At 70.7% G+C, this 21,919-nt stretch carries 18 protein-coding genes; 4 read left to right on the forward strand and 14 right to left on the reverse strand.

From position 1 onward, the window contains the following. Positions 1-248 precede the first annotated feature (248 nt). Both OG223_RS12870 and OG223_RS12875 read left to right on the forward strand, forming a co-directional pair. Entirely contained in the window at positions 249-1,331 is a 1,083-nt protein-coding gene (locus OG223_RS12870) for a DUF3533 domain-containing protein (RefSeq protein ID WP_329246781.1), read from the forward strand. Further along, on the forward strand, positions 1,328-2,527 hold the full coding sequence (locus OG223_RS12875; protein WP_329246784.1) for an AAA family ATPase: 1,200 nt from the start codon (positions 1,328-1,330) through the stop codon (positions 2,525-2,527). Before OG223_RS12870 ends, OG223_RS12875 begins: the two co-directional genes overlap by 4 nt. Before the next feature lie 83 nt (positions 2,528-2,610). Here OG223_RS12875 and OG223_RS12880 read toward each other — a convergent pair whose 3' ends face one another. From OG223_RS12880 to OG223_RS12935, 12 genes are all read right to left on the reverse strand, one after another. Continuing rightward, the gene (locus OG223_RS12880) at positions 2,611-3,693 is read right to left on the reverse strand and encodes a S1 family peptidase (RefSeq protein WP_329246787.1); all 1,083 of its coding nucleotides are present in this window, start codon (positions 3,691-3,693) and stop codon (positions 2,611-2,613) included. Positions 3,694-3,924: 231 nt separating this feature from the next. Further along, entirely contained in the window at positions 3,925-4,824 is a 900-nt protein-coding gene (locus OG223_RS12885; protein WP_329246790.1) for a slipin family protein, read from the reverse strand. 165 nt (positions 4,825-4,989) lie between these two features. Beyond that, positions 4,990-5,886 carry a S1 family peptidase gene (locus OG223_RS12890; protein ID WP_329246792.1) on the reverse strand — a complete coding sequence of 299 codons (897 nt, stop codon included), beginning with the start codon at positions 5,884-5,886 and terminating at the stop codon, positions 4,990-4,992. A 241-nt stretch (positions 5,887-6,127) separates the two neighbouring features. Continuing rightward, the gene (locus tag OG223_RS12895) at positions 6,128-6,928 is read right to left on the reverse strand and encodes a DUF1684 domain-containing protein (RefSeq protein ID WP_329246795.1); all 801 of its coding nucleotides are present in this window, start codon (positions 6,926-6,928) and stop codon (positions 6,128-6,130) included. A 44-nt stretch (positions 6,929-6,972) separates the two neighbouring features. Then, the gene (locus OG223_RS12900; RefSeq protein WP_329246798.1) at positions 6,973-8,277 is read right to left on the reverse strand and encodes an NtaA/DmoA family FMN-dependent monooxygenase; all 1,305 of its coding nucleotides are present in this window, start codon (positions 8,275-8,277) and stop codon (positions 6,973-6,975) included. After that, positions 8,274-9,350 carry an LLM class flavin-dependent oxidoreductase gene (locus tag OG223_RS12905; RefSeq protein ID WP_329246800.1) on the reverse strand — a complete coding sequence of 359 codons (1,077 nt, stop codon included), beginning with the start codon at positions 9,348-9,350 and terminating at the stop codon, positions 8,274-8,276. The genes OG223_RS12900 and OG223_RS12905 overlap by 4 nt, the downstream gene beginning before the upstream one ends. An 85-nt stretch (positions 9,351-9,435) precedes the next feature. Further along, a complete protein-coding gene (locus tag OG223_RS12910) occupies positions 9,436-11,247 on the reverse strand; it encodes an FAD/NAD(P)-binding protein (protein ID WP_329246801.1) in 1,812 nt (603 codons plus the stop codon). A gap of 401 nt (positions 11,248-11,648) precedes the next feature. Continuing rightward, positions 11,649-12,248, reverse strand: a complete 600-nt coding sequence (locus OG223_RS12915; RefSeq protein ID WP_329246804.1) for a GTP-binding protein — start codon at positions 12,246-12,248, stop codon at positions 11,649-11,651. Next, positions 12,232-12,588 carry a DUF742 domain-containing protein gene (locus OG223_RS12920; protein ID WP_329246806.1) on the reverse strand — a complete coding sequence of 119 codons (357 nt, stop codon included), beginning with the start codon at positions 12,586-12,588 and terminating at the stop codon, positions 12,232-12,234. Before OG223_RS12920 ends, OG223_RS12915 begins: the two co-directional genes overlap by 17 nt. Further along, positions 12,585-13,013, reverse strand: a complete 429-nt coding sequence (locus OG223_RS12925; protein WP_043681265.1) for a roadblock/LC7 domain-containing protein — start codon at positions 13,011-13,013, stop codon at positions 12,585-12,587. The genes OG223_RS12920 and OG223_RS12925 overlap by 4 nt, the downstream gene beginning before the upstream one ends. Continuing rightward, complete coding sequence (locus OG223_RS12930) at positions 13,010-15,274, reverse strand: sensor histidine kinase (protein WP_329246811.1); 2,265 nt, start codon at positions 15,272-15,274, stop codon at positions 13,010-13,012. Before OG223_RS12930 ends, OG223_RS12925 begins: the two co-directional genes overlap by 4 nt. Before the next feature lie 212 nt (positions 15,275-15,486). Then, complete coding sequence (locus OG223_RS12935; RefSeq protein ID WP_329246814.1) at positions 15,487-16,689, reverse strand: DUF5685 family protein; 1,203 nt, start codon at positions 16,687-16,689, stop codon at positions 15,487-15,489. A 333-nt stretch (positions 16,690-17,022) separates the two neighbouring features. Between OG223_RS12935 and OG223_RS12940 the strand changes: the two genes are divergently transcribed. Beyond that, the gene (locus OG223_RS12940) at positions 17,023-17,463 is read left to right on the forward strand and encodes a cell division protein SepF (protein WP_019059292.1); all 441 of its coding nucleotides are present in this window, start codon (positions 17,023-17,025) and stop codon (positions 17,461-17,463) included. A 54-nt stretch (positions 17,464-17,517) separates the two neighbouring features. Here OG223_RS12940 and OG223_RS12945 read toward each other — a convergent pair whose 3' ends face one another. Both OG223_RS12945 and OG223_RS12950 read right to left on the reverse strand, forming a co-directional pair. Continuing rightward, positions 17,518-18,714 (reverse strand): acyl-CoA dehydrogenase family protein, encoded by a 1,197-nt coding sequence (locus tag OG223_RS12945; protein ID WP_329246817.1) that lies wholly within the window; start codon positions 18,712-18,714, stop codon positions 17,518-17,520. Positions 18,715-18,878: 164 nt separating this feature from the next. Further along, entirely contained in the window at positions 18,879-20,486 is a 1,608-nt protein-coding gene (locus OG223_RS12950; RefSeq protein ID WP_329246819.1) for an MFS transporter, read from the reverse strand. 259 nt (positions 20,487-20,745) lie between these two features. Here OG223_RS12950 and OG223_RS12955 point away from each other — a divergent pair, with 259 nt between their 5' ends. Continuing rightward, positions 20,746-21,888: a hypothetical protein gene (locus OG223_RS12955; protein ID WP_329246821.1), complete on the forward strand. Its 1,143-nt coding sequence runs from the start codon at positions 20,746-20,748 to the stop codon at positions 21,886-21,888. The last annotated feature ends 31 nt before the right edge of the window (positions 21,889-21,919 follow it).

Raw genomic sequence — 21,919 nt, forward strand, 5'->3', positions numbered from 1 at the left:
CATCCGTCCGATATGTTCACCGTACGCCCGTTCGATTACCCTAACCCCATCAGCCCCGGTCAGCGACCCACATTCGAACACACCAGCGATTCCTTGGGGAGGTGCGCGGTGTCCGAAACAGACGCCACTCCGTCAGCTCCCCACCCGGGCCGAGCAGTTGGGAAGAAATCTTTTTCCGAACACATGTACGGCATCCGTTCGGCCCCTTCCCGCCTGCGCGAACACCCGGCCGCCGAGACGGTGGGGACATGCCAGAGACCCCGGGTGCCGGTACGTCCCGTACGTCCTTCTTCGGTGAGGTGAAGGACGCGGTCAGCCTGCGGGCCACCCTGCTCGTCATCGGTGTGGTCGCTCTTCAGTTGCTCTTCATCGCCTCCTACGTAGGCGCGCTCCACAATCCGAAGCCCAGGGACGTGGCTTTCGGGGTCGTCGCCCCTCAGGTCACGGCCGAGCAGACGGTGGCCCGGCTGAAGCGGTTGCCCGGCTCACCGCTCGACCCGCGCGTGGTGTCCGACGCGGCGAGCGCGCGGAAGCAGATCCTGGACCGGGACATCGACGGCGCTCTCGTCATCGACACCCGCGGCATCAAGGACACGCTCCTGGTCGCCACCGGCGGCGGCACGGTCCTCGCCACCACCCTGGAGACCATCACCGCCACTCTGGAGAGGACCGAGCAGCGCACGATCCGGACGGTGGACGTGGCCCCGGCCTCCGCCCAGGACTTCGACGGGCTGTCGTCCTTCTACCTGGTCGTCGGCTGGTGCGTCGGCGGCTATCTGTGCGCCTCGATCCTGGCGATCAGCACCGGCGCCCGGCCCGCCAACCCGCGCCGCGCGGTGATCCGGCTGATCGTGATGGCGCTGGTCGCGATCGTCGGCGGTCTCGGCGGGGCGGTGATCGTCGGGCCGATCCTGGGCGCGCTGCCCGGGAGCGTGACGGCGTTCTGGGGGCTCGGCGCGCTGATCACGTTCGCCGTGGGGGCGGCGACCCTCGGGCTGCAGGGTGTCTTCGGGGTCGTGGGCATCGGTCTGGCGATCCTGCTGGTGGTGATCGCGGGCAACCCGAGCGCGGGCGGCGCCTTCCCGCTGCCGCTGCTGCCGCCGTTCTGGAACGCGATCGGGCCCGCGCTGCCGCCGGGCGCCGGCACCTGGGTGGCCCGCTCGATCGCCTACTTCCAGGGCAACGCCGTGACCGGCCCGCTGCTGGTCCTCTCCGCGTGGGCGCTCGCCGGGATCGTGGTCACCCTGCTGGCGGCGGCACTGCGCCACAAGCACGAGCGGCTGCTGGGCCGACCGGCGTTGTCAGACCCGTCTGCAACCCTGGACGAATGATCAGCACCCTCGCCGTCGAGAACTACCGCTCCCTGCGCCGCCTGATCGTCCCGCTGACCAAGCTGAACGTGATCACGGGGGCGAACGGCACGGGCAAGTCGAGCCTCTACCGCGCGCTGCGCCTGCTCGCCGAGTCCGCGCGCGGCGGCGCCGTCGCCGCGCTCGCCAAGGAGGGCGGGCTGCCGTCGGTGCTGTGGGCGGGCCCGGAGAAGATCGGCCGCGCGGTGCGCGAGGGGCTGCATCCCGTGCAGGGCACGGCCCGCTCGGGCCCGGTCAGTCTGCAACTGGGCTTCGCGGGCGACGAGTTCGGGTACGCGATCGACTTCGGGCACCCCAGCCCGACCTCGGGGTCGGACAGCGGGCCGTCGATGTTCAACCTCGACCCGGAGATCAAACGCGAGTCCATCTGGAGCGGCCCCGTCCTGCGCCCGGCCTCGGTCCTCTCCGACCGCGCGGGAGCCGCCGTCAAGCTGCGCGGCGCGGGCGGCGGTTGGTCCCGGGCGCACGGCACCCTGCGCCCGTACGACAGCATGCTCGGCGAACTGGCCGACCCCCAGCACGCACCCGACGTCCTGGCGGTGCGGGAGTTCATCAGGTCCTGGCGGTTCTACGACCATGTCCGCACCGACGCGGACGCGCCGGCCCGCGCCGACCGGATCGGCACCCGGACGCCCGTGCTCAGCGGTGACGGCTCCGATCTCGCCGCCGCCCTCCAGACGATCCGCGAGGTGGGTGACGGCGCGGCGCTGGACGCGGCCGTGGACGCGGCCTTCCCCGGCAGCCGGGTCCACATCGCCGACCTCGGCGGACGCTTCCGGCTCGGTCTGCGCCAGCACGGGTTGCTGCGCCCGCTCACCGCCGCCGAGCTGTCGGACGGCACCCTGCGCTATCTCCTGTGGGCGGCGGCGCTGCTGACCCCCCGGCCACCGTCGCTGCTGGTGTTGAACGAACCGGAGACAAGCCTCCACCCGGACCTGATCCCCCCGCTCGCCGAGCTGATCCTCACCGCGACCAAGAACACCCAGATCATCGTGGTCACCCACGCCAGACCCCTCGCGGACGCGCTCCAGAAGGGCGCGATACGGCACCGTCTCGACGTCAACTCCACAGAGCTGGTGAAGGAGTTCGGGCAGACGACGGTGGCGGGGCGCGAGGGCCCGCTCGACGAACCGCTCTGGTACTGGCCCACGCGCTGAGCCGGCCGCTTCGTCCGTACGCGAAAGTCCCGCCCCCTCGCGCGCGGGGGCGGGACCTCACCGTCGTACTGCTACTGCTGCCGCTAGCCGATCTGCGCGCCGAACGTCGACAGCGCCTCGGTGACCGGCTGGAAGAAGGTCTCGCCGCCGGAGGTGCAGTCGCCGCTGCCGCCGGAGGTCAGGCCGATCGCCGCGTCGCCGTCGAAGAGCGAGCCGCCGCTGTCACCGGGCTCGGCGCAGACGTCGGTCTGGATGAGGCCGTTGACGATGTCGCCGTTGCCGTAGTTCACGGTGGCGTCCAGGCCGGTGACCGTGCCGGTGTGCACCTGGGTCGTCGAGCCGCTGCGGGTCACCTTCTCGCCGACGGTGGCGGCGGCGGCGTGGGTGATGGCCTGCGAGGAGCCGTTGTAGAGGTCGACCTCGCTCGGGTGGGCGACGTCCGAGGTGTACTTGACCAGCCCGAAGTCGTTGTCCGGGAAGCTGGACTGCTCGTTCGTGCCGATCTCGTTGCCGCTGGAGTCGGACCAGGTGGAGATGGCCTCGGTGCAGTGGCCGGCGGTGATGAAGTAGGGCGCGCCGCCCTTGACCACGTTGAAGCCGAGCGAACAGCGCCCGCCCGAGCCGGAGATGGCGTCGCCGCCCGCGATGAAGGGTTTGAACTCCCCATTGGTGCGCTGGAGTTCGGCCTTGCTGCCGAGTCCGTCGACGACCTTGGTGAGCTTGGCCCACTCGACGTCGGAGACCGTGCGGTCCGCGGTGACGACGACCTTGTTGGTGGTCGGGTCGGTCGCCCACGAGGTGCCGGGGATCGTCGCGTCCTGCTTGAGGGTCGTACGGGCGCTCGTCAGCTCGGCGAGGGAGTTCTCGACGATTCTCGCCTTGGCGCCGGCCGCCTCGGCCGTGTCGGCGGCGGTCTCATCGAGCACGTTGACCACGAGGCTCTTGGTCTTCGCGTCGTAGAACGTGCCGGCCGCGTCGGTGCCGAGGTCCTTGCCGAGCGTCGAGGCGAGCTTTCCGGCCGCCAGGGCCGAGAGGGTGTGGGGTGCGGTCGCCCGCGTGGTCTCGCTGGCGTTCGCACTCTGCAAGGTGACTCCCGCGACGACAAGCGCGGCTATGCCCGCGCCTGCCACGGCCACCCGTCGCCTGGGTATGCGTCGGTGCTTCAACTCGTGTCCTCCTGTGGGGGGTCGGCCCGCCAGGTTATGGGGACCCGACCGGCCGAAAGGTAGGTTGACGAGCGCCTACTCTTCCTAATCGCACAGGGAGCGCACAAGGTCGACTTCAGGTCGCGCGTGGAACGCGGTTGCACGCCCCCCTCGTTTTGACAGTCCACGGTCACCCCAGGCCATTCGCACTGCAAACACTACGTGCGAGTAACGCTCATCAGCCGGTGAGGTCTAGTCCTGTCTTGAAATCGACCCCTCGGAGTCCGGATCCGACTGAGGCCCGGCGGGCGGAAGTTGCTCCTGCACCGGTTGCGGTGCCACAGGGGCAACCTGCGCCGCGGGAGCAACGGGCGCGGCAGGTGCAGCCGGAGCCGGGGCCGCTCGCTCCAGGAACCGCAGCAGCTCGACCGGGAAGGGCAGCACCAGCGTCGAGTTCTTCTCGGCCGCGACCGCCACCACCGTTTGCAGCAGCCGGAGTTGGAGTGCGGCGGGCTGCTCCGACATCTGCTCGGCGGCCTCGGCGAGTTTCTTGGAGGCCTGCAACTCGGCGTCCGCGTTGATGATCCGGGCCCGGCGTTCGCGGTCGGCCTCGGCCTGGCGGGCCATCGAGCGCTTCATCGTCTCGGGCAGGGAGACGTCCTTGATCTCGACGCGGTCGATCTGCACGCCCCACCCGATGGAGGGGCTGTCGATCATCAACTCCAGCCCCTGGTTGAGCTTTTCGCGGTTGGAGAGCAGATCGTCCAGGTCGCTCTTGCCGATGATCGAGCGCAGCGACGTCTGCGCCATCTGCGAGACGGCGAAGCGGTAGTCCTCGACCTTCACCAACGCGTCCGCCGCGTCGACGACCTTGAAATAGACGACCGCGTCCACCCGGACCGTCACGTTGTCACGGGTGATGCCCTCCTGCGCGGGCACCGGCATCGTCACGATCTGCATATTGATCTTGCGGAGCTTGTCCACGAAGGGGACGACCATGGTGAACCCGGGTCCGCGCACGTCCGACCGGAGTCTGCCGAGCCGGAACACCACACCCCGCTCGTACTGCTTGACGACCCGGGCCGCCGCCATCGTGTAGACCACTCCGACGGACGCGAGGGTCACTCCCGCCGTCACCAGCTCCTCGACCATCACGGCCCCCCCCAGGGTCCGACGTGGCGCATCAGGTGCCATCTCCGATACCCACGACGGTAACTCCGTGTGCCGCACAAGAGCGAGCCCCCGCACGCCAGTTGCGTACGGGGACTCGCTTCGCTGCCGGCTGCAGTCCGGGAGCGGAAGAGATTCAGGCGGGCGTCAGCCGACGCTCACGCCGTAGTAGCTCAGCGCCTCGGTGACCGGCTGGAAGAAGGTCGTACCGCCGGAGGAGCAGTTGCCACTGCCGCCCGAGGTCAGACCGTAGGCCACGGTGCCGGAGTACAGAGGACCGCCGCTGTCGCCGCCCTCGGCGCAGACGGTGGTCTGGATCATCTGGTACACCACGTCGCCGCTGCCGTAGTTGACGGTGGCGTTCAGGGCGGTGACCCGGCCGCTGTGCGTGCCGGTGGTGGAGCCACGACGGTAGACGGTCGTGCCCACGGGCGGGGTGGCCGCGCTGGAGATGGTCTGGGTGCCGACCTGGCTCGGGTGCGCGGCCGAGCCGGTGTAGCGCACCAGCGCGAAGTCGTTGGTCGGGAAGCTGTAGCCGACGTTGGTGCCCAGCACCGTGCTCTGACCGGAGTTGGAGTACCAGGTGGAGGCGACCTCACCGCAGTGGCCGGCGGTCAGGAAGTAGTACGTGCTCCCGCTGTGCACGTTGAAGCCGAGCGAGCAGCGGTAGCCACCGCCGTAGATGGCGTCGCCACCGGTGATCAGCTTCTTGAACTGACCCGCCGTGTGCTTGATGGTGAGCGCGCCGGCGGAGCTGCCCGCCTGCGACTTGATCTTCGCGATCTCGGCCTGGGACACCGTGCTGTCGACGGTGACGACGACACGGTTCGTCTTGCTGTCGACCGCCCAGGCGGTGCCCGGGACATCGGCCTTGAGCACGGACGAGTTGACCGCGGAGAGCTGGGTCGCGCTGAACGTCTGTGCATCACTGGCGCTCGCGGTGGGGACTGCGAACGCGGCGGCTGCCACGAATCCGGTGGCCACGGCGATCAGCCTGGTCCGTCTCGCGATTCCGCTGCGGGGGGTGGTGCGCTTGATCCTCACGTTTCGTTCCCTCCTAGGGGAATTCGGGGGCCCGCGTGGGGTCGGGGCCCGTGAGGCGCAGTCAGGGTCGGCCGTCCGGTTTTCGAACACGACGTGCTCCTGACAAGCGCTGTGGGGGAGTATTCGGCCGCCCGGTCGCTGGGCGCAAGAGCGCCTTTCGGCCGTGCAGCCTTCAACTTGCCCACGATCTACGCGAGTTGATCACCCCGGAGCAGTGGTCCACAACCTGCTCCACCGCAGGTCACCGCCCCACCTGCCGAAGGGTGCGCTCCCCCGCCTCGATCGCGAGGCCCAGCGTATTCCCGGGCGGCGGGAAAGGGCAGATGAAATGTTCGGCGAACGCGCACGGTGGGAGCACCGCCCGGTTGAAGTCCACCGTCGTGCGCCCCTCGGCATCGGGCGCGACCGGGTACAGGAACCGGAACCGGTAACTGCCGTTCCCGCTCGTGGAGTCGGCGAACACCGCCCACAACCTGCCGTCGTCCTGCACCGCCACCTGGAGCGTCAGGTCCAACCCGTCGACCCGGAAGGCGAGTTCACCCGAGAGTCCGAGCCCGCGTTCGACACCGTCCGCCGCGCCGACGCGCACGATGCGCCACATGTCGTACGGCGTGAAGCGCCCCGGCACCGAGAAGCGCGGATCGTACGGCGTGGTCTCGACGCCCCGGAACGCGCGCCGCGCCGCCGAGTCGGGGTCGTAGTCGCGCACGCACCAGGCGCCCTCGCGGATCAGGACGGCCAGCCGGCGCTCGCCGAGGCCGACGCGGGCCGCGCTCACCGGGCCTGTGTCCACGCCGAGGCGGATCTCGCCGGTGAAGGGTTTCCCGTCGACGGTCAGTCCCGTGCGCTCGTCCGCCGGCGCGGTGAGGACGACGGCGTCACCGTCGAGGACCCAGGTGCCGGGAACATCCGGAAGCCGGCCGTCCGGGTGGTCCTCCAGCCAGTGCGTGCCGGTCAGGGCCAGGGGTCCGTAGGGGGCCGACACCGTCTCCGTGCGGTGCTCGTGCCACTGCTTCCATCCGTCGGCCGCGTCCGAGGTCATGCCGTCAGCTCCATCGTCGTGCGCTCGGTCCTGTCGTCGTGGGGTCACCCCTTCTCCGCCGGGTCGGGGAGCCCGAGATGTGAGCGCAGGGTCGTGCCCCGGTATTCCGTGCGGAACGCGCCGCGTTCCTGGAGCAGCGGCACCACCCGGTCCACGAACTCGTCGAGGCCGCCCGGGGTGAGATGCGGTACGAGGACGAAGCCGTCGGCCGCGTCCTGTCGTACGAACGTCTCCAGTTCGGCGGCGACCGCCTCCGGGGTGCCGATGAAGGACTGCCGGCCGCTCGCCTCGATCACGGTCTGCCGGATGGACAGCCCCTTCTCCCGGGACAGCGCCCGCCATTTCTCGGCCGTCGCGACGGGGTCGCCGTGCCGGTTGCGCCCCTGGGTGATCGACGCGTCCGGCACCGGGTCGGTGTCGGGGAACGGGCCGTCGGGGTCGTAGGAGGAGAGGTCCGTGCCCCAGATCTGTTCCAGGGCGAGGATCGCATTCTGCGGGGAGACCTGCTGCCGCCGGATCTCGGCGGCCCGCTCCTGCGCCTCGGCCGCCGTGTCGCCGAGGACGACGGTGACACCGGGCATGATCTTGAGGTCGTCCGCGCTACGGCCGTACTTGGCGAGGCGGCCCTTCACATCGGCGTAGAAGGCGCGGCCGTCCTCCAATGTGCCGTGTCGCGTGAAGATGACGTCGGCCGCCTGCGCCGCGAACTCCCGGCCCTCCCCCGAGTCCCCGGCCTGGATGACGACCGGGTGCCCCTGCAGTGAGCGCGGCACGGTGAACTCGCCCGCGATGTCGAAGTGTTGACCTCGGTGGGCGAAGGGGCGGGAGAGTCCGTCCGGGGTCCAGGAGTCCCACAACTCCCTTGCTACGGCTACGAATTCGGCCGCCCTGGTGTAGCGGTCGGCGCGGTCGAGATAGCCGCCGCGCCGGAAGTTCTCGCCGGTGAAGGCGTCGGAGGAAGTCACCACGTTCCAGGCCGCCCGGCCGCCGCTGAGGTGGTCCAACGTGGCGAGTCTGCGGGCGAGTTCGTACGGTTCGTTGAAGGTCGCGTTGACCGTGGCGGCCAGCCCGATCCGCTCGGTGACGGCGGCGAGCGCGTTCAGGACCGTGAGGGACTCCGGCCGGCCCACCACGTCCAAGTCGTGGATACGGCCCTTGTGTTCGCGCAGCCGCAGCCCCTCGGCGAGGAAGAAGAAGTCGAAGAGTCCGCGTTCGGCGGTGCGGGCGAGCCGCTCGAAGGAGGAGAAGGCGATCTGGGACCTCGACCGCGGATCGGCCCACACGGTGGTGCTGTTGACGCCGGGGAAGTGCGCCGCCAGATGGATCGTCCTGTGTGGTCGTACGGTCATGACGCTCCCCCGGTCACGGCGTACTGGTTGGCGGGCCGGGCCAGGCCCAGATGCTCCCGGAGCGTGCTGCCCGGGTAGAACGTGCGGAACAGGCCCCGGTGTTGGAGCAGCGCGACCGTGCCGTTGACGAGCCGTTCCAGGTCGCGGCGGGGCTCGACGGGCGTGAGGTGGAAGCCGTCGACGGCGCGGTCGCCGTGCCAGCTTGCGATCAGTTCGGCGAGGTCGACCGGGCCGCCCCGGTACAGCGGGCCGTGCGCGGTCTGCCGGGGGCCGCCCCCGCCGTGGCCCGGTTCGGCCGCGTGCTCGCCGTCGCCGAGGTCGACGACGAGGCTCACCAGGACCCGCAGGGTGTCGGGGTCGCGGCCGAACTTCTCGGCGGACGCCCGCAGTTCGGCCCGTACGGCCCCGGCCTGCGCGGAACTCGCCGCGCGGACGAGGGCCACATCGGCGTACCGGGCGGCCGTCCGCCGGGCCTGGCCCTCGGTGGCGTCGACCACGCGGACCGGGTGGCCCTGCGGTGGTCTGGGCACGATCGAGGGGCCCTTGACGGAGAATTCGGCGCCCTCGAAGTCGATGTAGTGCAGCTTGTCGCGGTCGACGAAGCGGCCGGTGGCGGTGTCCCGTATCTCGGCGTCGTCCTCCCAGCTGTCCCACAACTCGGCGGCCACCTCGGCGACTTCGCCCGCCTCCTGCCACAGCGCGTCGGCGGGTGCGGCGTGCCGGCGGCCGAAGAGCCGGGCCTCGCCCTCGGTGGTCGACACGTCGATCCGCCAGCCGGCCCTGCCCCGGCTGACCCAGTCGAGGGTCGCGACCGCCGCCTGGACGTGGAAGGGCTCGGTGTGTGTGACGGTGACGGTGGGCACCAGGCCGATCCGGCCGGTCGCCGGGGCGACGCGGGACAGGACGGCGAGCGCGTCGGGTCCGGGGCGCGCGAAGGTGTCGTCGAGCGTCACGAAGTCGAGGCCGCCGCTCTCGGCGAGCCGCGCCAACTCGACGTAGGAGCCGGCGTCGTAGGCCGACCGCTGGTCGACGGCGGCGGCCAGATGCAGGCCCCGGCCGTGCGAGGAGGTCATGGGAGGAAAGCCTTCCTGTCGTTCGGAGCACCTCGGAGAGGGCCAAGTCCTTGATGAAGCCCGGGACTTCACCGACCGGATCGGGCTACGCGGCAGCCCGACACGCGAGGTCGCGCAGGAACGTCAGCAGGGCCCGCGCGGTGGCGTCGTTCTGCCGGAAGGCCGGCCCGCCGGTGCGCGGCCGGGTGAACGCGCCGGGCGTCCGCACGTCGGTGTAGGGCCCGAGCGCGAACCGCCGGGGGTGCGGCTGCCCGGCCCGGTCGAGGATCCGTCCGTCGGTGCGCTCCACCCGCAGCAGTCCTTCGGGGCTCTCCACCACGGCCCCGTCGGCGTGCAGTTCACGCAGCAGCGGGTCGACGGACCGCCCGACCGTGGGCTCGGGCAGCCGCGCCTCGACCAGCGCCCGCGCCTCGGTCGTCACGCCCGGCACGGTCGCGCTCGACGCCCGGAACACCCCGTCCTCGGCCGCCACGGCCATGTCCGCGCCGACGAACCGCACGACGCCGGCCCGGGAGAGCGCGAGGAGTTGGCGCAGCCGGGGGCCGGGCGGCCCGGAGGCGAGATAGCTGAAGAAGCCGTGCCACCAGGGCCCGACGTCACCGAGCCGGATCAACTGCCCGTAGACGGAGAGCAGTCCGAGGAAGACCGCCAGGTCCGGGCTGTTGGAGGGATCGTGACGGCGGCTCAGATCGGCCTCGACGTACGCCCGCAGGCCCTCCTGGAACGCTTCGTGCGACGCGTACCGCACCCCGTCCAGCGGATGGTCGAGGGCCGCGAGGTCGAGCCGGTCGGCGGGGTCGGGCACCGCGGACGCCACGAGGGCCGCGCGCTCCGCCGGCTCCGCGGTCGCGTACTTCTCCTCGAAGACGGTCCAGGCGATGCCGGTCCGCTCGGGGTGCACACCGAACAGCCGGTGGTAGTGCGCGAACCCCAACTCCTTCTCGATCAGCGGCCATACGTCCCGCCGGAAGTCGAAGCCCCCCGGCCGCGCGAGGATCGCGTCGACCTCGGCGGGCCCGAAGAACCGTGGCAGCGGCGGCCGTTCACCGCTCCACTCGTAACCGATCTTCGAGTGGTACGGCACTCCGCGCCGCGACCCGACGTACAGCACCGGCTCCTGCCCCGAGGGGACGTAGGTGTCGCCGTCGTAGCGTCCGCCGCGGCCCTCCGTGAGCAGCACCATCAGGTCGACGAAGGCGAGGCCGAAGCCGCGGACGAGGACGGGTTCGCCGGGCGCGAGGGCGGACAGGTCGCTGTCGGCGGTGAAGTCCGGCGGCAGGTGGATGAGGTCGTGGGCGCGGGCGTAGGCCGCCAACTCGCGCTGTTCCTCGTCGAGTTCGGCGTCGAGATGACCGAGCGCGAGAACGACGAGGTCGGCGAGGAGCGGCTGCGGGCTGCCCTCCAGCCACACCTGCTGGCGCCCTTCGCGCGGGCCGCCGACCCTGAGGGCCCGCTTCGGGTGGTGGTGGACGGTGACGCCCGGCGGCAGCGCGGCCACGGCCTCCTCGTGCACCCAGCGCAGATAGGCGCCCTGGAGCTGCCGGTCGGCGAAGGTGGAGCCCTCGATGGCCGCCCATTCGTGCAGCGTGGGGCCGGGGCGTACCGGACCGTCCATGACCACCGTCTCGTCGGTGAACATGGTGACGTCCTCCGCGTGCGAGTTCATCCACAGCAGCGGCGACTGGGCCGCGCGCCAGATGCGTCCGGCGCCGGGTGGATGGGGGTCGACGAGGTGGATGTCGAGACCCTCGGTGCCCTCGGCGTCGGCGTACAGCTCGGGGGCGTTGGCGGCGATGCGCTCGATGAGACCGGTCCCCCGCGGCCCGGCCCCGACGATCACGAGTGAGGGCCTGGTGCTCGGGGCGGTGGATACGGGGGCGGGAATGTCGGAAGACATGCGAAGACTCCGTGACGTGAGCAACACGGGCGAATGCCTTCACACAGGGCGCCTGACGGCACCGTACGGCCGAGCCCCTCAGCAGGACCGTCCACCGACTGTACGGCGCCGTTTCCCCTCGCTGTCAAGGAAGTCCACACTGTGAGCAGTACGTCTCATCTCGGTTGACGCCCCACCGGATGCCTGTTCCACTTGGTCCATGCATCCGCAGCAGTGGCTGGTCAAGCGCTCCCACATCGACCTCGGTCGAGTGTGGTCCTCTTCCTGTTGAGCTGACCCACTGCGCGTCCCGGTCGCCTGCGTCTTCCTCTGACCGTGCGCCTCACGTGTTCTCCCTCTCCACCCGTTCCGCCTTCACACACCCCTCCCCTCGGGTTCCGTCCGCACGTCCTCCACCACGCCTACCGCGTCAGCGCGGCCGCACGCCGTCGTGGTGTCGCCCGGACCCCGATCACCCGGTCCATCAGGGCGCCGAGCACATCCCGTACGGAGTCCCGGTTCCGTGCGTCGCACTCCAGCACGGGCACGTCCGCGCTCAGCCCCAGTGCCTCCCGGACCTCCTCCACGTCGAACCGGTCGGCGCCGTCGAAGCGGTTCACGGCGAGGACGAACGGCGCGCCCTGCGACTCGAAGTAGTCGACCGCCGGGAAGCAGTCCTCGATCCGCCGGGTGTCCACCAGGACCACCGTGCCGAGCGCGCCCTCCACCAGGTCGTCCCAGAGGAACGAGAACCGGTCCTGTCCGGGCGTCCCGAACAGATACAGCGTCATCGTCGGGTCGAGCGTGATCCGCCCGAAGTCGAGGGCGACGGTCGTGGTGGTCTTCGCCTCGACCCCCACCAACGAGTCGACACCCACGGAGACTTGAGTGATCGCCGCCTCGGTGTCGAGGGGTTCGATCTCCGAAATGGCCCCGATAAACGTGGTCTTGCCGACCCCGAGGCCGCCGCTGACCACGATCTTCACGGCCAGCGGCACGATCTTGTCAGAGCGCCCGGACATGGTCCCTGATCCTTTCGAGCATCTGGAGCGGCAGCTCCGCGGGTTGCCGGCAGGCGAGTTGCCCGGCGACGACGAGGTCGGAGATCAGCACCTTCGCCACTCCGAGAGGCACACCGACCCGGTGCGCCACCTCGGCGACGGTCGTCGGCCGCTCGCACACCGCGACGATGTGGCGCCGCTCGAACGCGAGCGACGGATCCGGCACGCCGACGGCGACGACCAGCGTCTCCAGCCGCAGATCGGCCTGGAGAGGCTCGGACCGGCCGCCGGTGATGATGAACGGCCGGACGAACGTCGCATCCTCGTCAGGTTCTACGTCCCTGGGCTGTTCACCGTTCACCGTGGCAACGCCTGCCGCAGATCGGCGATGAGCGTCGGGGTGAGCAGATCACCCGCCCGCTCCGCGAGCACCGCCATCTCGTAGCCGACCAGGCCCAGTTCACCGCTGCTGTCGGCGAGGACGCCGAGACAACTGCCGTCCCGGATCGCCGAGACGAGCAGGAAACCCCGGCCCATCTCGATCATGATCAGCTTGACCCCGTCGAAGCTGTACCGCTTGGACGCGCTGCGCGCCAGGCTGCTCAACCCCGAGACGATCGCGGCGAGATGGTCGGCCTCGGTGCGCCCGAGCCCGTCCGACACGGCGATCAGCAGCCCGTCGGAGGAGACGGCGACCGCGTCCCGTACGCCGTCGGTGCTCTTGACGAAGTTGGCGAGCAGCCAGTTGAAGGTCTGCGAGTCGTGCTGGGTGTCGACAGTGGTCACTTGACGTCACCCTCGCTGTGTCCGGCGGACTTCTTGGCCCTCTCCTTCTCCTTCTCCACGCTGATGCCGCCGCGCATGTGGGCGCTGCGCAGGGTGGAGAGCATTCCGGAGACTTCCTCGGGACTGCGGTCGGTGGTCGGTCCGGTGGGCGCCGGGCGGCTGGGCCGGTCCGTCTCGGTGACGGCCTCCGAGATCGCGCTGCGCTGGGGCCGCTTGACGAGTCCGTTGCGGGTACGGGAGGCGGAGGTGCCGCCCTTGGCGCCGGAGGCCTTGCTCTCGACGGGCTTCGACCCGGCCGTGACGGTCACCGGCTCCACGGCGTCCTCCTCGTTGCGCGGCGCCGGCAGCACCGGCTTGTCCGCGGCCTTGCCCTGTGGGGCCTCCGTCAACAGCCCCGCGGGGATCAGCACGCGCGCGACCACACCGGCCGCCGGTGCCTCGCCCAGCCGCACCTCGATACCGCACTTGCGGGCGAGCGCGCCGACCACGAAGTGGCCCAGGAACCGGGTGGGTTCGGCCATGAAGCTGGCGGTGCCGGACAGCCGTACGTTGGCCTCGGCGAGGGCCTGGTTGTCCATGCCGAAGCCGTGGTCGACGATCGCGACCAGATAGCCGGCGCTGGTGCGCCGCCCCTCGATCTCCACATCGGAGTCCGGCGGCGAGAAGCTCAGCGCGTTCTCTACCAACTCGGCGAGCAGGTGGGCGATTTCGACGACGACGGAGCCGGTGACGAACGCGGGCTCGATCCGGCGCAGGGTGACCCGGCGGTACTCCTCCACCTCGGACAGCGCGGCGCGCAGCACGTCGTTGACGGCCAGCGGGGTGGACCAGGGGCGGGGGCTGGACTCTCCGGCGAGCACGAGGAGGCTTTCGGCGTTGCGGCGCATACGGGTGGCCAGGTGGTCGAGTTCGAAGAGGTTGGCGAGGGTCGCGGGATCGGCGTCCTCGTGCTCCAGCTTGTTGATGAAGCTGATCTGACGGCGCACCAGGTTCTGGTTGCGACGGCCCAGGCTCACCAGCGAGTCGGTGGCGTTGCGCCGCAACACGGCCTGCTCGGTGGCGAGATCGAAGGCGGACCGCTGCACCCGGTCGAACGCCTCGGCCACCTCCCGCACTTCGGACCCGGCCTTGTCGGCGACGACCAACGGCGCGGGCGGCTCGGGCGCCCGCCCGGACGACCCGTCCTGTACGGCGGCCACGGCCTGCGGCAGCCGGGTCCCGGCCACCTGCCGTGCCTGCTGGGCGAGTTCGACGAGCGGCGTGGACACGGACCGTACGCAGTCGAGGGCCAGCGCGGCGAGCGCGGCGACCGTGCCGAGGGCGAGCAGCAGGAACAGCAGCAGATCGCGCTGGGCCGAACTCTCCAACTGGGCGGCCCTGTTCTCGACATCGGCGCCGAGGGAGATCTGTACGTTCCGCATCCCGTTGATGGTGGAGGTCATCGAGTCCCACCAGGCCATCGGCGGGATCGCGCTCGACTTCAGCTTCCCGGTGCCGTGCACCGCCTTGCTCTCGTACGCCAGCGCGCGCTCGGCGTCGGGCGTGGTGAGGGCGGTGTTCAGCCGCCGTTCCTGCACGGCGGTTGCGGACCGCGGGAAGGCGTCGAGGGCGGCGAGGCGTCCGGCGCGGATCTCCATGAACCGGCTGTAGTCGTCGCCGCGGAACTTCCCGGCGCGCACCGAGCCGAGCACGATGGCGCGCTCCTCGCCGGTGAACTCCTTGGCGTTGCCGAGGACTTGGAGCGCCTGGTAGGCGTCGCGCAGATTGCCGTCGTGGACGTCTTCGAGGCCGAGGTCGAGCCGGTCGAGGACGGTGATCGTGGTGGTGAAGTAGTCGAAGGTGTCCTTGACCACGCCGGTGCCGTCGTCGGCGTCCTTGCGGATGCCGGCGAGGCCGTCGAGCCGGCCGAGGGACTCGCGCACGGAACCGGCGGCCGAGTCCTCGCGCCCCTTCAGAGCCACGTCCAACTGCTCGCGCGCGGCGTCGGTCGCCTTGCGCTGCGCGGGCAGCTTGGCGTTGAACTGCCGTACGCCGCCGACGTATCCGGTGGTTAGCCCGCGCTCCTTCTGCAGCTCGTGCACGAGTCCCTGGAGGGTGATTTCCAGGCGGGCGTTGTCGGCGGTCGCGGAGGCGTTGCGATAGGCGGAGATCTGGTCGGCGGCCGCGATACCGAGCAGGGCGAGCAGGACCGCGAGGGCGAGGATCAGAATCCTCAGCAGCCTGGTGCGGATGCTGGTGGTCGCTTTTGTTGTGACGTCCACTGAAGTGCCTTAAGTGGGTGGCGAGTTGATCGGGAGTCGAACCTGAGGCAGAAATGGTTCTGCTCCCGCCCAACGACACTCACGGCACACCGGTCACCGGATCATGTTTTTGTTTTACCGTGCCGAAACAGAGCCGGCCCGACTCCGCAGTTCAGCCCATGATCCCCAAGTCCCATGTATACAACTGCGATTACTTTCCGTCACGGTCCGGTTCAGCAGTCGCAGCACGACAGACATTCACAGCACTCGCAGCATTCGCAGGCGTCGCAGCACGAGCAGTCACAGCTCGAACGGCATCCCTCGCGCCGCCGCCCCGACCACGGTCCCTCGAACTCGTCGGCGCAGCACACCTTGCAGGTGCAGCACAGCCCGAGGGCGGCGGCGCACCCGGCCAGGAACCCGCGCCGCTCGGGCCGCGGGGGCTCACCGCCGTAGGGGCTGCCGCCGAAGGGATTTCCGTCGCGCTGCGGATCGCCCGGCAGATAGGGCGTCTGCGGCGGCCCGAAGGCGGCCTGCGGCCCCGACGCGTCCCCGGGCCCGTGCCCATGCCCGCACGACTGGGTGCCGAAGGCCCGGTCGACCGAGCGGCTCAGCTCGTGCGCGAGCAGCAGGTGGGCGAGCCTGCCGTCCGTGAACTCGGTCTCGCGCAGCGCGAGGCGTATCCCGTGCAGCGCGTCGTCGGCGAGCCGACGGGCCTCGGTGAGCGGGGTGCCGGTCGCCGTGAGCGGGTTCCAGGCGCCCGACGCGGCGTCAGCCCCCCTGTCCTCGACGGCGTCCAGGAGATGCGCGAGCCGGCCGAAGAGGCGCCCTGCCTCGGCGAGCGGTACGGCGTTGCCGGGCCGTCCGGCCAGCAGCGCGGTGTGCGCGAAGGCGGCGGCGGTGGCCGTCTCGGTCGGTTCGGTGACGGTCAGGATCGGTGTGCCGGGCCCGGCGAGCGCCTCGATGCCGAACTGCCGCTCCACCGCCTCGACGAGGACCCCGGCGTCGAACCCGACGGCCGAGCCGGTCCTGGCCCCGGCCCGCCCCCAGCTCCCGGCGACCCGCCGCGCGGCCAGCGCCACCGGCCTGCGGGCCAGCAGCCCGTCCCCGTCGGCGACATGGTCGCGCACCTTGGCGGAGGCGAGCACCAGCGAGACGGCCGCCGCGAGCCGCGCCCCCTCGCCCTGCGCGACGGACGCGGTCCGCATCCCGCGCAACGGGCACGGCCCGGCCGTACGCCGCCAGCCGCCGCCCGTCCGCTCGACCTGAGCCTCCGTCAACACCGAGAGGAGCAGACCGTCGTAATTGGTGACAACCCTCGCGAACTGCCCATGATCTCCCCGCAGCGCGAGACAGAGCCCGCACAAATGCGCCATCCACTGGTTCTTGAGGCTCTCACCGAGCCTGTGACTGCAAGGCCGGACCATTCCGAACACGACAACCCCCCGTGGCGTGAACGACAACTGACAGGGCATCCGGAGTTCGACATGGCTGCTGACCGGGCGTTGAGCAGCGGCGTCGCACCGACCACCCCGTTCACCCGTACGCACCAGCCGTCACCCGGTCGCCGAGAAGAATCATATTTCACTCTCAGTCAGCAGCCCTGTCCAGCAACACCCTTGATACACGGGGGCCCTCGACGTATTGGCTGTGCACCAGTAGCGTCACAAACCCCCCGCGCGGCGTCTATCCACTTGGCGCGCGATCCGCATCATGGATGACCATAGGGATGCGGATAGCAATAAAGACCGCTGTGAGAGGAGGCGTCCATGGGATCGGTACGCAAGGCGAGTGCCTGGCTTGGGCTCGTTGACGACAACGATGACGAGCGCTACTACGACGACGACTACTCCGAAGGGACCGAGCAGCCCGGGGATGCCTGGGTCACGGATCCGCGAGTGAAGGTGGCCGAGGACGTCGCCGAGGTGAAGGGCCGCCGGATCGGCACGGTCACCCCGGACAGCTTCCGGGACGCCCGTGCCATCGGCGAGCTGTTCCGGGAAGGGGTTCCGGTGATCGTGAACCTCACGGCGATGGAGGCGACCGACGCCAAGCGCGTGGTCGACTTCGCGGCCGGCCTCACCTTCGGCCTGCGCGGCACCATCGAGCGGGTCGCGAACCGTGTCTTCCTGCTGACCCCCGCCAACACGGAGATCGTCAGCGGTGACCCCGCTGTGCGCCGTGAGGACGGTTTCTTCAACCAGAGCTGAGGCAGGGCCGCTTACCGGCCCTGCCTCCCGCAGGGTTGCCCCCGAGCCGCCGGTCTACCGGAAGGCGTCGAGTCCGGTGAGCGCCTTGCCCAGCACGAGCTGGTGCATCTCGACGGTGCCCTCGTACGTGAGCACCGACTCCAGGTTCGTCGCGTGCCGCATGACCGGGTACTCCAGCGAGATCCCGTTGGCACCGAGGATCGTCCGTGCCGTACGGCAGATCTCGATGGCCTCCCGTACGTTGTTCAGCTTGCCGAAGCTGACCTGCTCGGGACGCAGGCGCCCGGCGTCCATGCGCCGCCCCAGATGATGGGCGAGCAGAATCCCCTTGTGCAGTTCGACCGCCATGTCGGCGAGCTTGGCCTGGGTGAGCTGGAAGCCGCCGATGGGCCGCCCGAACTGCTCCCGGGTCTTCGCGTATTCGACCGCGGACTCGAAGGAAGCGCGCGCCGCGCCCATCGCACCCCACACGATTCCGTAACGAGCGTGCGACAGACAGCTCAGCGGCCCCTTCAGCCCGACGACCTCCGGCAGCACGGCATCGGCGGGCAACCGCACGTCGTCGAGGACGAGTTCGCTGGTGACGGACGCGCGCAGTGACCACTTGTGCTTGATCTCGGGCGCTGAGAACCCGGCGCTGTCGGTGGGCACGACGAACCCGCGGATGCCGTCGTCGCTCTGCGCCCACACGACGGCGACCCCGGCCACGGACCCGTTGGTGATCCACATCTTCCGCCCGTTGAGGACCCAGTCGCCGCCGTCGCGCTTGGCGTACGTGCGCATGGCGCCCGGGTCGGAGCCGTGGTCGGGCTCGGTCAGCCCGAAGCAGCCGATGACCTCGCCGGAGGCCATGCGCGGCAGCCAGGCCTGCTTCTGCTCCTCGCTCCCGAAGCGGTGGATCGCGTACATCGCGAGGGAGCCCTGCACCGACACCAGCGACCGGATCCCGGAGTCGGCGGCCTCCAACTCCAGGCAGGCAAGCCCGTATTGCACGGCGGAGGCCCCGGCGCACCCGTACCCGTCGAGCGACATCCCGAGCGCCCCGATACCGCCCAACTCCCGCGCGAGCTCCCGGATCCCGGGCAGCTCCCCCTTCTCGTACCACTCGGCGACATACGGCAACACCTTGTCGGCCGCCCAGGCCCGCACGGTGTCCCGGATCGCCAGGTCCTCGGGGTCGAGCAGGTCGTCGATGCCGAGGGGGTCGGCGGGGTCGAAGGGGGGCAACTTCGGGGACGGGGACGCGGGCATGACACAGCCTCCGAGATCTAAGAAAACTACCACCGCTAGTTACTGTAGTGCGGGCGGGCGGCAGCCAACGCGGACGGGAAGCCGCCAACGGCGGAGCACCCCCACAGGAAACGGCCACTTCTCGGCCAACTGCCACTTGGCGGTGCGTGGGTGGGAGAGGGGGGTCAGGCGGAGACCCGGGGCTGGGTGACTTCGCGAGGGGCGGGCACCTCTACCGCCGCCGCGGGCACCTCGCACTGCATGATCCGGGGCAACCGCAACGCCATCACCGCGCCCAGCAGCAGCAGGCCCGCGCTGACGAGCAACGTGACATGCAGGCCGTGCACGAAAGCGTGCCGCGCCGCGTCGCGCAGGGCCGCTCCACGTGCCCCGCCGAGACGCCCGGCGACGTCGTAGGCCTCGCCCAGCGAATGCCCCGCGGACGCCGACACGGACGCCGGTACCCCGGGAACGGACGACAGCCCGGGCGCGTACGCCGCGTTCATGACGCTGCCAAGGAGCGCGATACCGATCCCGGCGCCAAGTTGGTAGGAGGTCTCGCCTATCGCCGCCGCGCCCCCCGCCTGCGCCGGCGGAGCCTCGCTCAGCATCGACTCGTACGCCCCGAAGAGCGTCATCTCCAGCCCGAACCCGAGCAGCAGGAACCCGAAGAGCAGCAGCCCGGCATTGTCCCGCCCGCCCATCGCGGTGAGCGTCAGCACCGAGACCGCGGTGAGGCAGAACCCGAAGCACACCATCCGGCGCGGCCCGAACCGCCGGAGCATCCGCGCCCCGAACAACCCCGCCGCCATCGCCGCGAACGTCAGCGGCAGCAGCCGTAGACCCGTCTCCAACGGGGAAAGACCCAGCACCAGTTGGAGATACTGCGCCGCGATCAGCTCCAGGCCCACCAGCGCGAGCATCGCCAGCACGATGCAGCCGACGGACGTGCTGAACGCCGGCCTGCGGAACATCTTCAGGTCCACCAGCGGATGCGTACGGCGCCGTTGCCGTCGTACGAAAAGAACCAGCAGCACCGCGCCCACGAGCAGCGGGGCCACGGTCCACCCGCTCTCCACGGGCTCCCCGCCACCGAGCCGCTTCACGCCGAAGACGGCACCGAAGAGACCGCCCGCGGCCATCAGCGCGCCGACGACGTCCCACGGGCCGTCGCGGTCGCCGTGGGACTCGGGGAGCAGGAGCCGGCCGATCGGCAGGCTGATCAGCATCAGGGGGATGTTGACGAGGAAGACCGAGCCCCACCAGAAGTGTTCGAGGAGAAACCCGCCGAGCAGCGGGCCGACCGCCGCGCCGACCGCCGCCACCGCGCTCCACACGCCGATCGCCACCGCCCGCTCACGCCGGTCGGGGAAGACCTGGCGGAGGATCGACAGCGTGGCCGGCATGATCATCGCGCCGCCGACGCCGAGCAGCGCCCGCGCGAGGATCAGGACCTGGGCGTCATGGGCGCAGGCGGCCAGCCCGGAGGCGATGCCGAAGAGGCCGTAGCCGAGGAGCAGGATGCGTCTGCGGCCCACGCGGTCGCCGAGCGTGCCGAAGAGGATGAGGAGCGAGGCGCAGACCAGCGGATAGACGTCGACGATCCAGAGCAGCTCTATCGCGCCGGGTTTGAGGTCCTCGGTGACGGCGGGCACCGCGACATGCAGCACGGTGGCGTCCAGCGCGACCAGCAGCAGGCTGACGCAGAGGACGACGAGGACGACCCAGCGGTTGGCACCGGCCCCGGCCGCCCGACGGCGCAGCGCTGCGGCGGCCGTGGTCGTCCCGGACATGAACTACCTCCCAGATGATCCCTCGCGTCCGGCGGGCTCACGGGGTGGGGACTCCCCGTGACTTCGGTCGGAGAGGAGCGGTGTCTCCGACCCGCGCAACGAAGGCGAGTGAGCCGTCAGCGTACGCGAGTTCACGCCAATGCCACGTGGTGGACCTCTCACACTCCCCGGAGAACACGTGTGGCGTACACCACTTACCTCCCTCTTGACCACGCCCCGCCTGGTCTTCCGGTTCCGTACGCCCTCGATAATCGGGCCCGTGACCGATCTCGCAGCACCTCTGCGCCGGGCGGCCCCGGCCCTCCTCGGGTACGCCGCCGTCCGCACCCTGGGCCTGGTGGTGCTCGCGGTGTGGAGCGCGGCGCGCGGCAAGAGCGCCCACACCTTGCTGACCGCGCGGTGGGACGCCCTCTGGTACACCCGGGTCGCCGACCTCGGTTACGGCTACGAGGTCCGCCTCCCGAACGGCGACGTCCACTCGAACCTCGCCTTCTTCCCGCTGCTGCCCTGGCTGGAAAGGCTCATGCACGCGGTCTCCCCGCTGTCGTACGCCGACGGCGGCCTCGCGGTGAGCCTGCTCGCCTCGCTCGCGGCGGCCTGGGGGATCTTCGCGGTCGCGGACCAGGTCTACGGCCGTCGCGTGGGCGTGTGTGCCGTACTGCTGTGGGCCGTACTCCCGGTGGGGATCGTGCAGTCGATGGCGTACAGCGAGTCGCTCTTCACCGCGCTCGCCGCCTGGTCGCTGTACGCCGTGCTGACGGGCCGCTGGCTGACGGCGGGCACGCTCGCCCTGCTGGCCGGGCTGACGCGGCCCGTGGGGCTCGCCGTGGTGGCCGCGGTGTGGGTCGCCGGCATCACCTCGTTCGTGCGGGACCGCAGCACGGCGCCCGCGACCGGCGCGCGAGTCTGGCCGCGCGCCCTCGGCATGGCGCTCGCGCCCCTCGGCGCCGCCGGGTACGTCCTGTGGGTCGGCCATCGCACCGGCAAGGGCTCGCTGGGCTATCTCGACGTCCAGGCGGGCTGGCGCAACGGTTTCGACGGGGGTGCCGCCTTCGCCCGTTTCGTCGGCGACAAGTTCACGTCCTTCCCGTCGGCCCTGGCCGGGGTGGGGCTGATCGTCGGAGTCGGGCTGGTGCTCTGGCTGTACGTCGTGGGCGTCCGGCAGGGCCAGCCGCCGCCCCTCCTGGTGTACACGGGTGTCGTCACCGCGCTCGCACTGTGCGCGTCGAGCTATTTCGGCTCGAAACCGCGCCTGCTGATGCCCGCCTTCCCCCTGTTGCTCCCCCTCGCGCTCGCCCTGGCCCGCCTGCGTACGTCCAGGTCAGCGTGGGTGGTGGGCGGTGTCGCCCTGGCATCGGCCGCGTACGGGGCGTTCTGGCTGAACGGCTCCGGTCCACCATGATCCACTCGTCGCGCTCCATGAGCGCCCGGCC

Origin of the sequence: Streptomyces sp. NBC_01478 (assembly GCF_036227225.1) — a bacterium.
Taxonomy (GTDB): Bacteria; Actinomycetota; Actinomycetes; order Streptomycetales; family Streptomycetaceae; genus Streptomyces.

Coding starts and splice junctions, on each gene's coding strand:
- OG223_RS12870 (WP_329246781.1), top strand. CDS start 249: ATGCCAGAGACCCCGGGTGCCGGTACGTCCCGTACGTCCTTCTTCGGT.
- OG223_RS12875 (WP_329246784.1), top strand. CDS start 1,328: ATGATCAGCACCCTCGCCGTCGAGAACTACCGCTCCCTGCGCCGCCTG.
- OG223_RS12885 (WP_329246790.1), bottom strand. CDS start 4,824: ATGGTCGAGGAGCTGGTGACGGCGGGAGTGACCCTCGCGTCCGTCGGA.
- OG223_RS12895 (WP_329246795.1), bottom strand. CDS start 6,928: ATGACCTCGGACGCGGCCGACGGATGGAAGCAGTGGCACGAGCACCGC.
- OG223_RS12900 (WP_329246798.1), bottom strand. CDS start 8,277: ATGACCGTACGACCACACAGGACGATCCATCTGGCGGCGCACTTCCCC.
- OG223_RS12905 (WP_329246800.1), bottom strand. CDS start 9,350: ATGACCTCCTCGCACGGCCGGGGCCTGCATCTGGCCGCCGCCGTCGAC.
- OG223_RS12910 (WP_329246801.1), bottom strand. CDS start 11,247: ATGTCTTCCGACATTCCCGCCCCCGTATCCACCGCCCCGAGCACCAGG.
- OG223_RS12915 (WP_329246804.1), bottom strand. CDS start 12,248: ATGTCCGGGCGCTCTGACAAGATCGTGCCGCTGGCCGTGAAGATCGTG.
- OG223_RS12940 (WP_019059292.1), top strand. CDS start 17,023: ATGGGATCGGTACGCAAGGCGAGTGCCTGGCTTGGGCTCGTTGACGAC.
- OG223_RS12945 (WP_329246817.1), bottom strand. CDS start 18,714: ATGCCCGCGTCCCCGTCCCCGAAGTTGCCCCCCTTCGACCCCGCCGAC.
- OG223_RS12950 (WP_329246819.1), bottom strand. CDS start 20,486: ATGTCCGGGACGACCACGGCCGCCGCAGCGCTGCGCCGTCGGGCGGCC.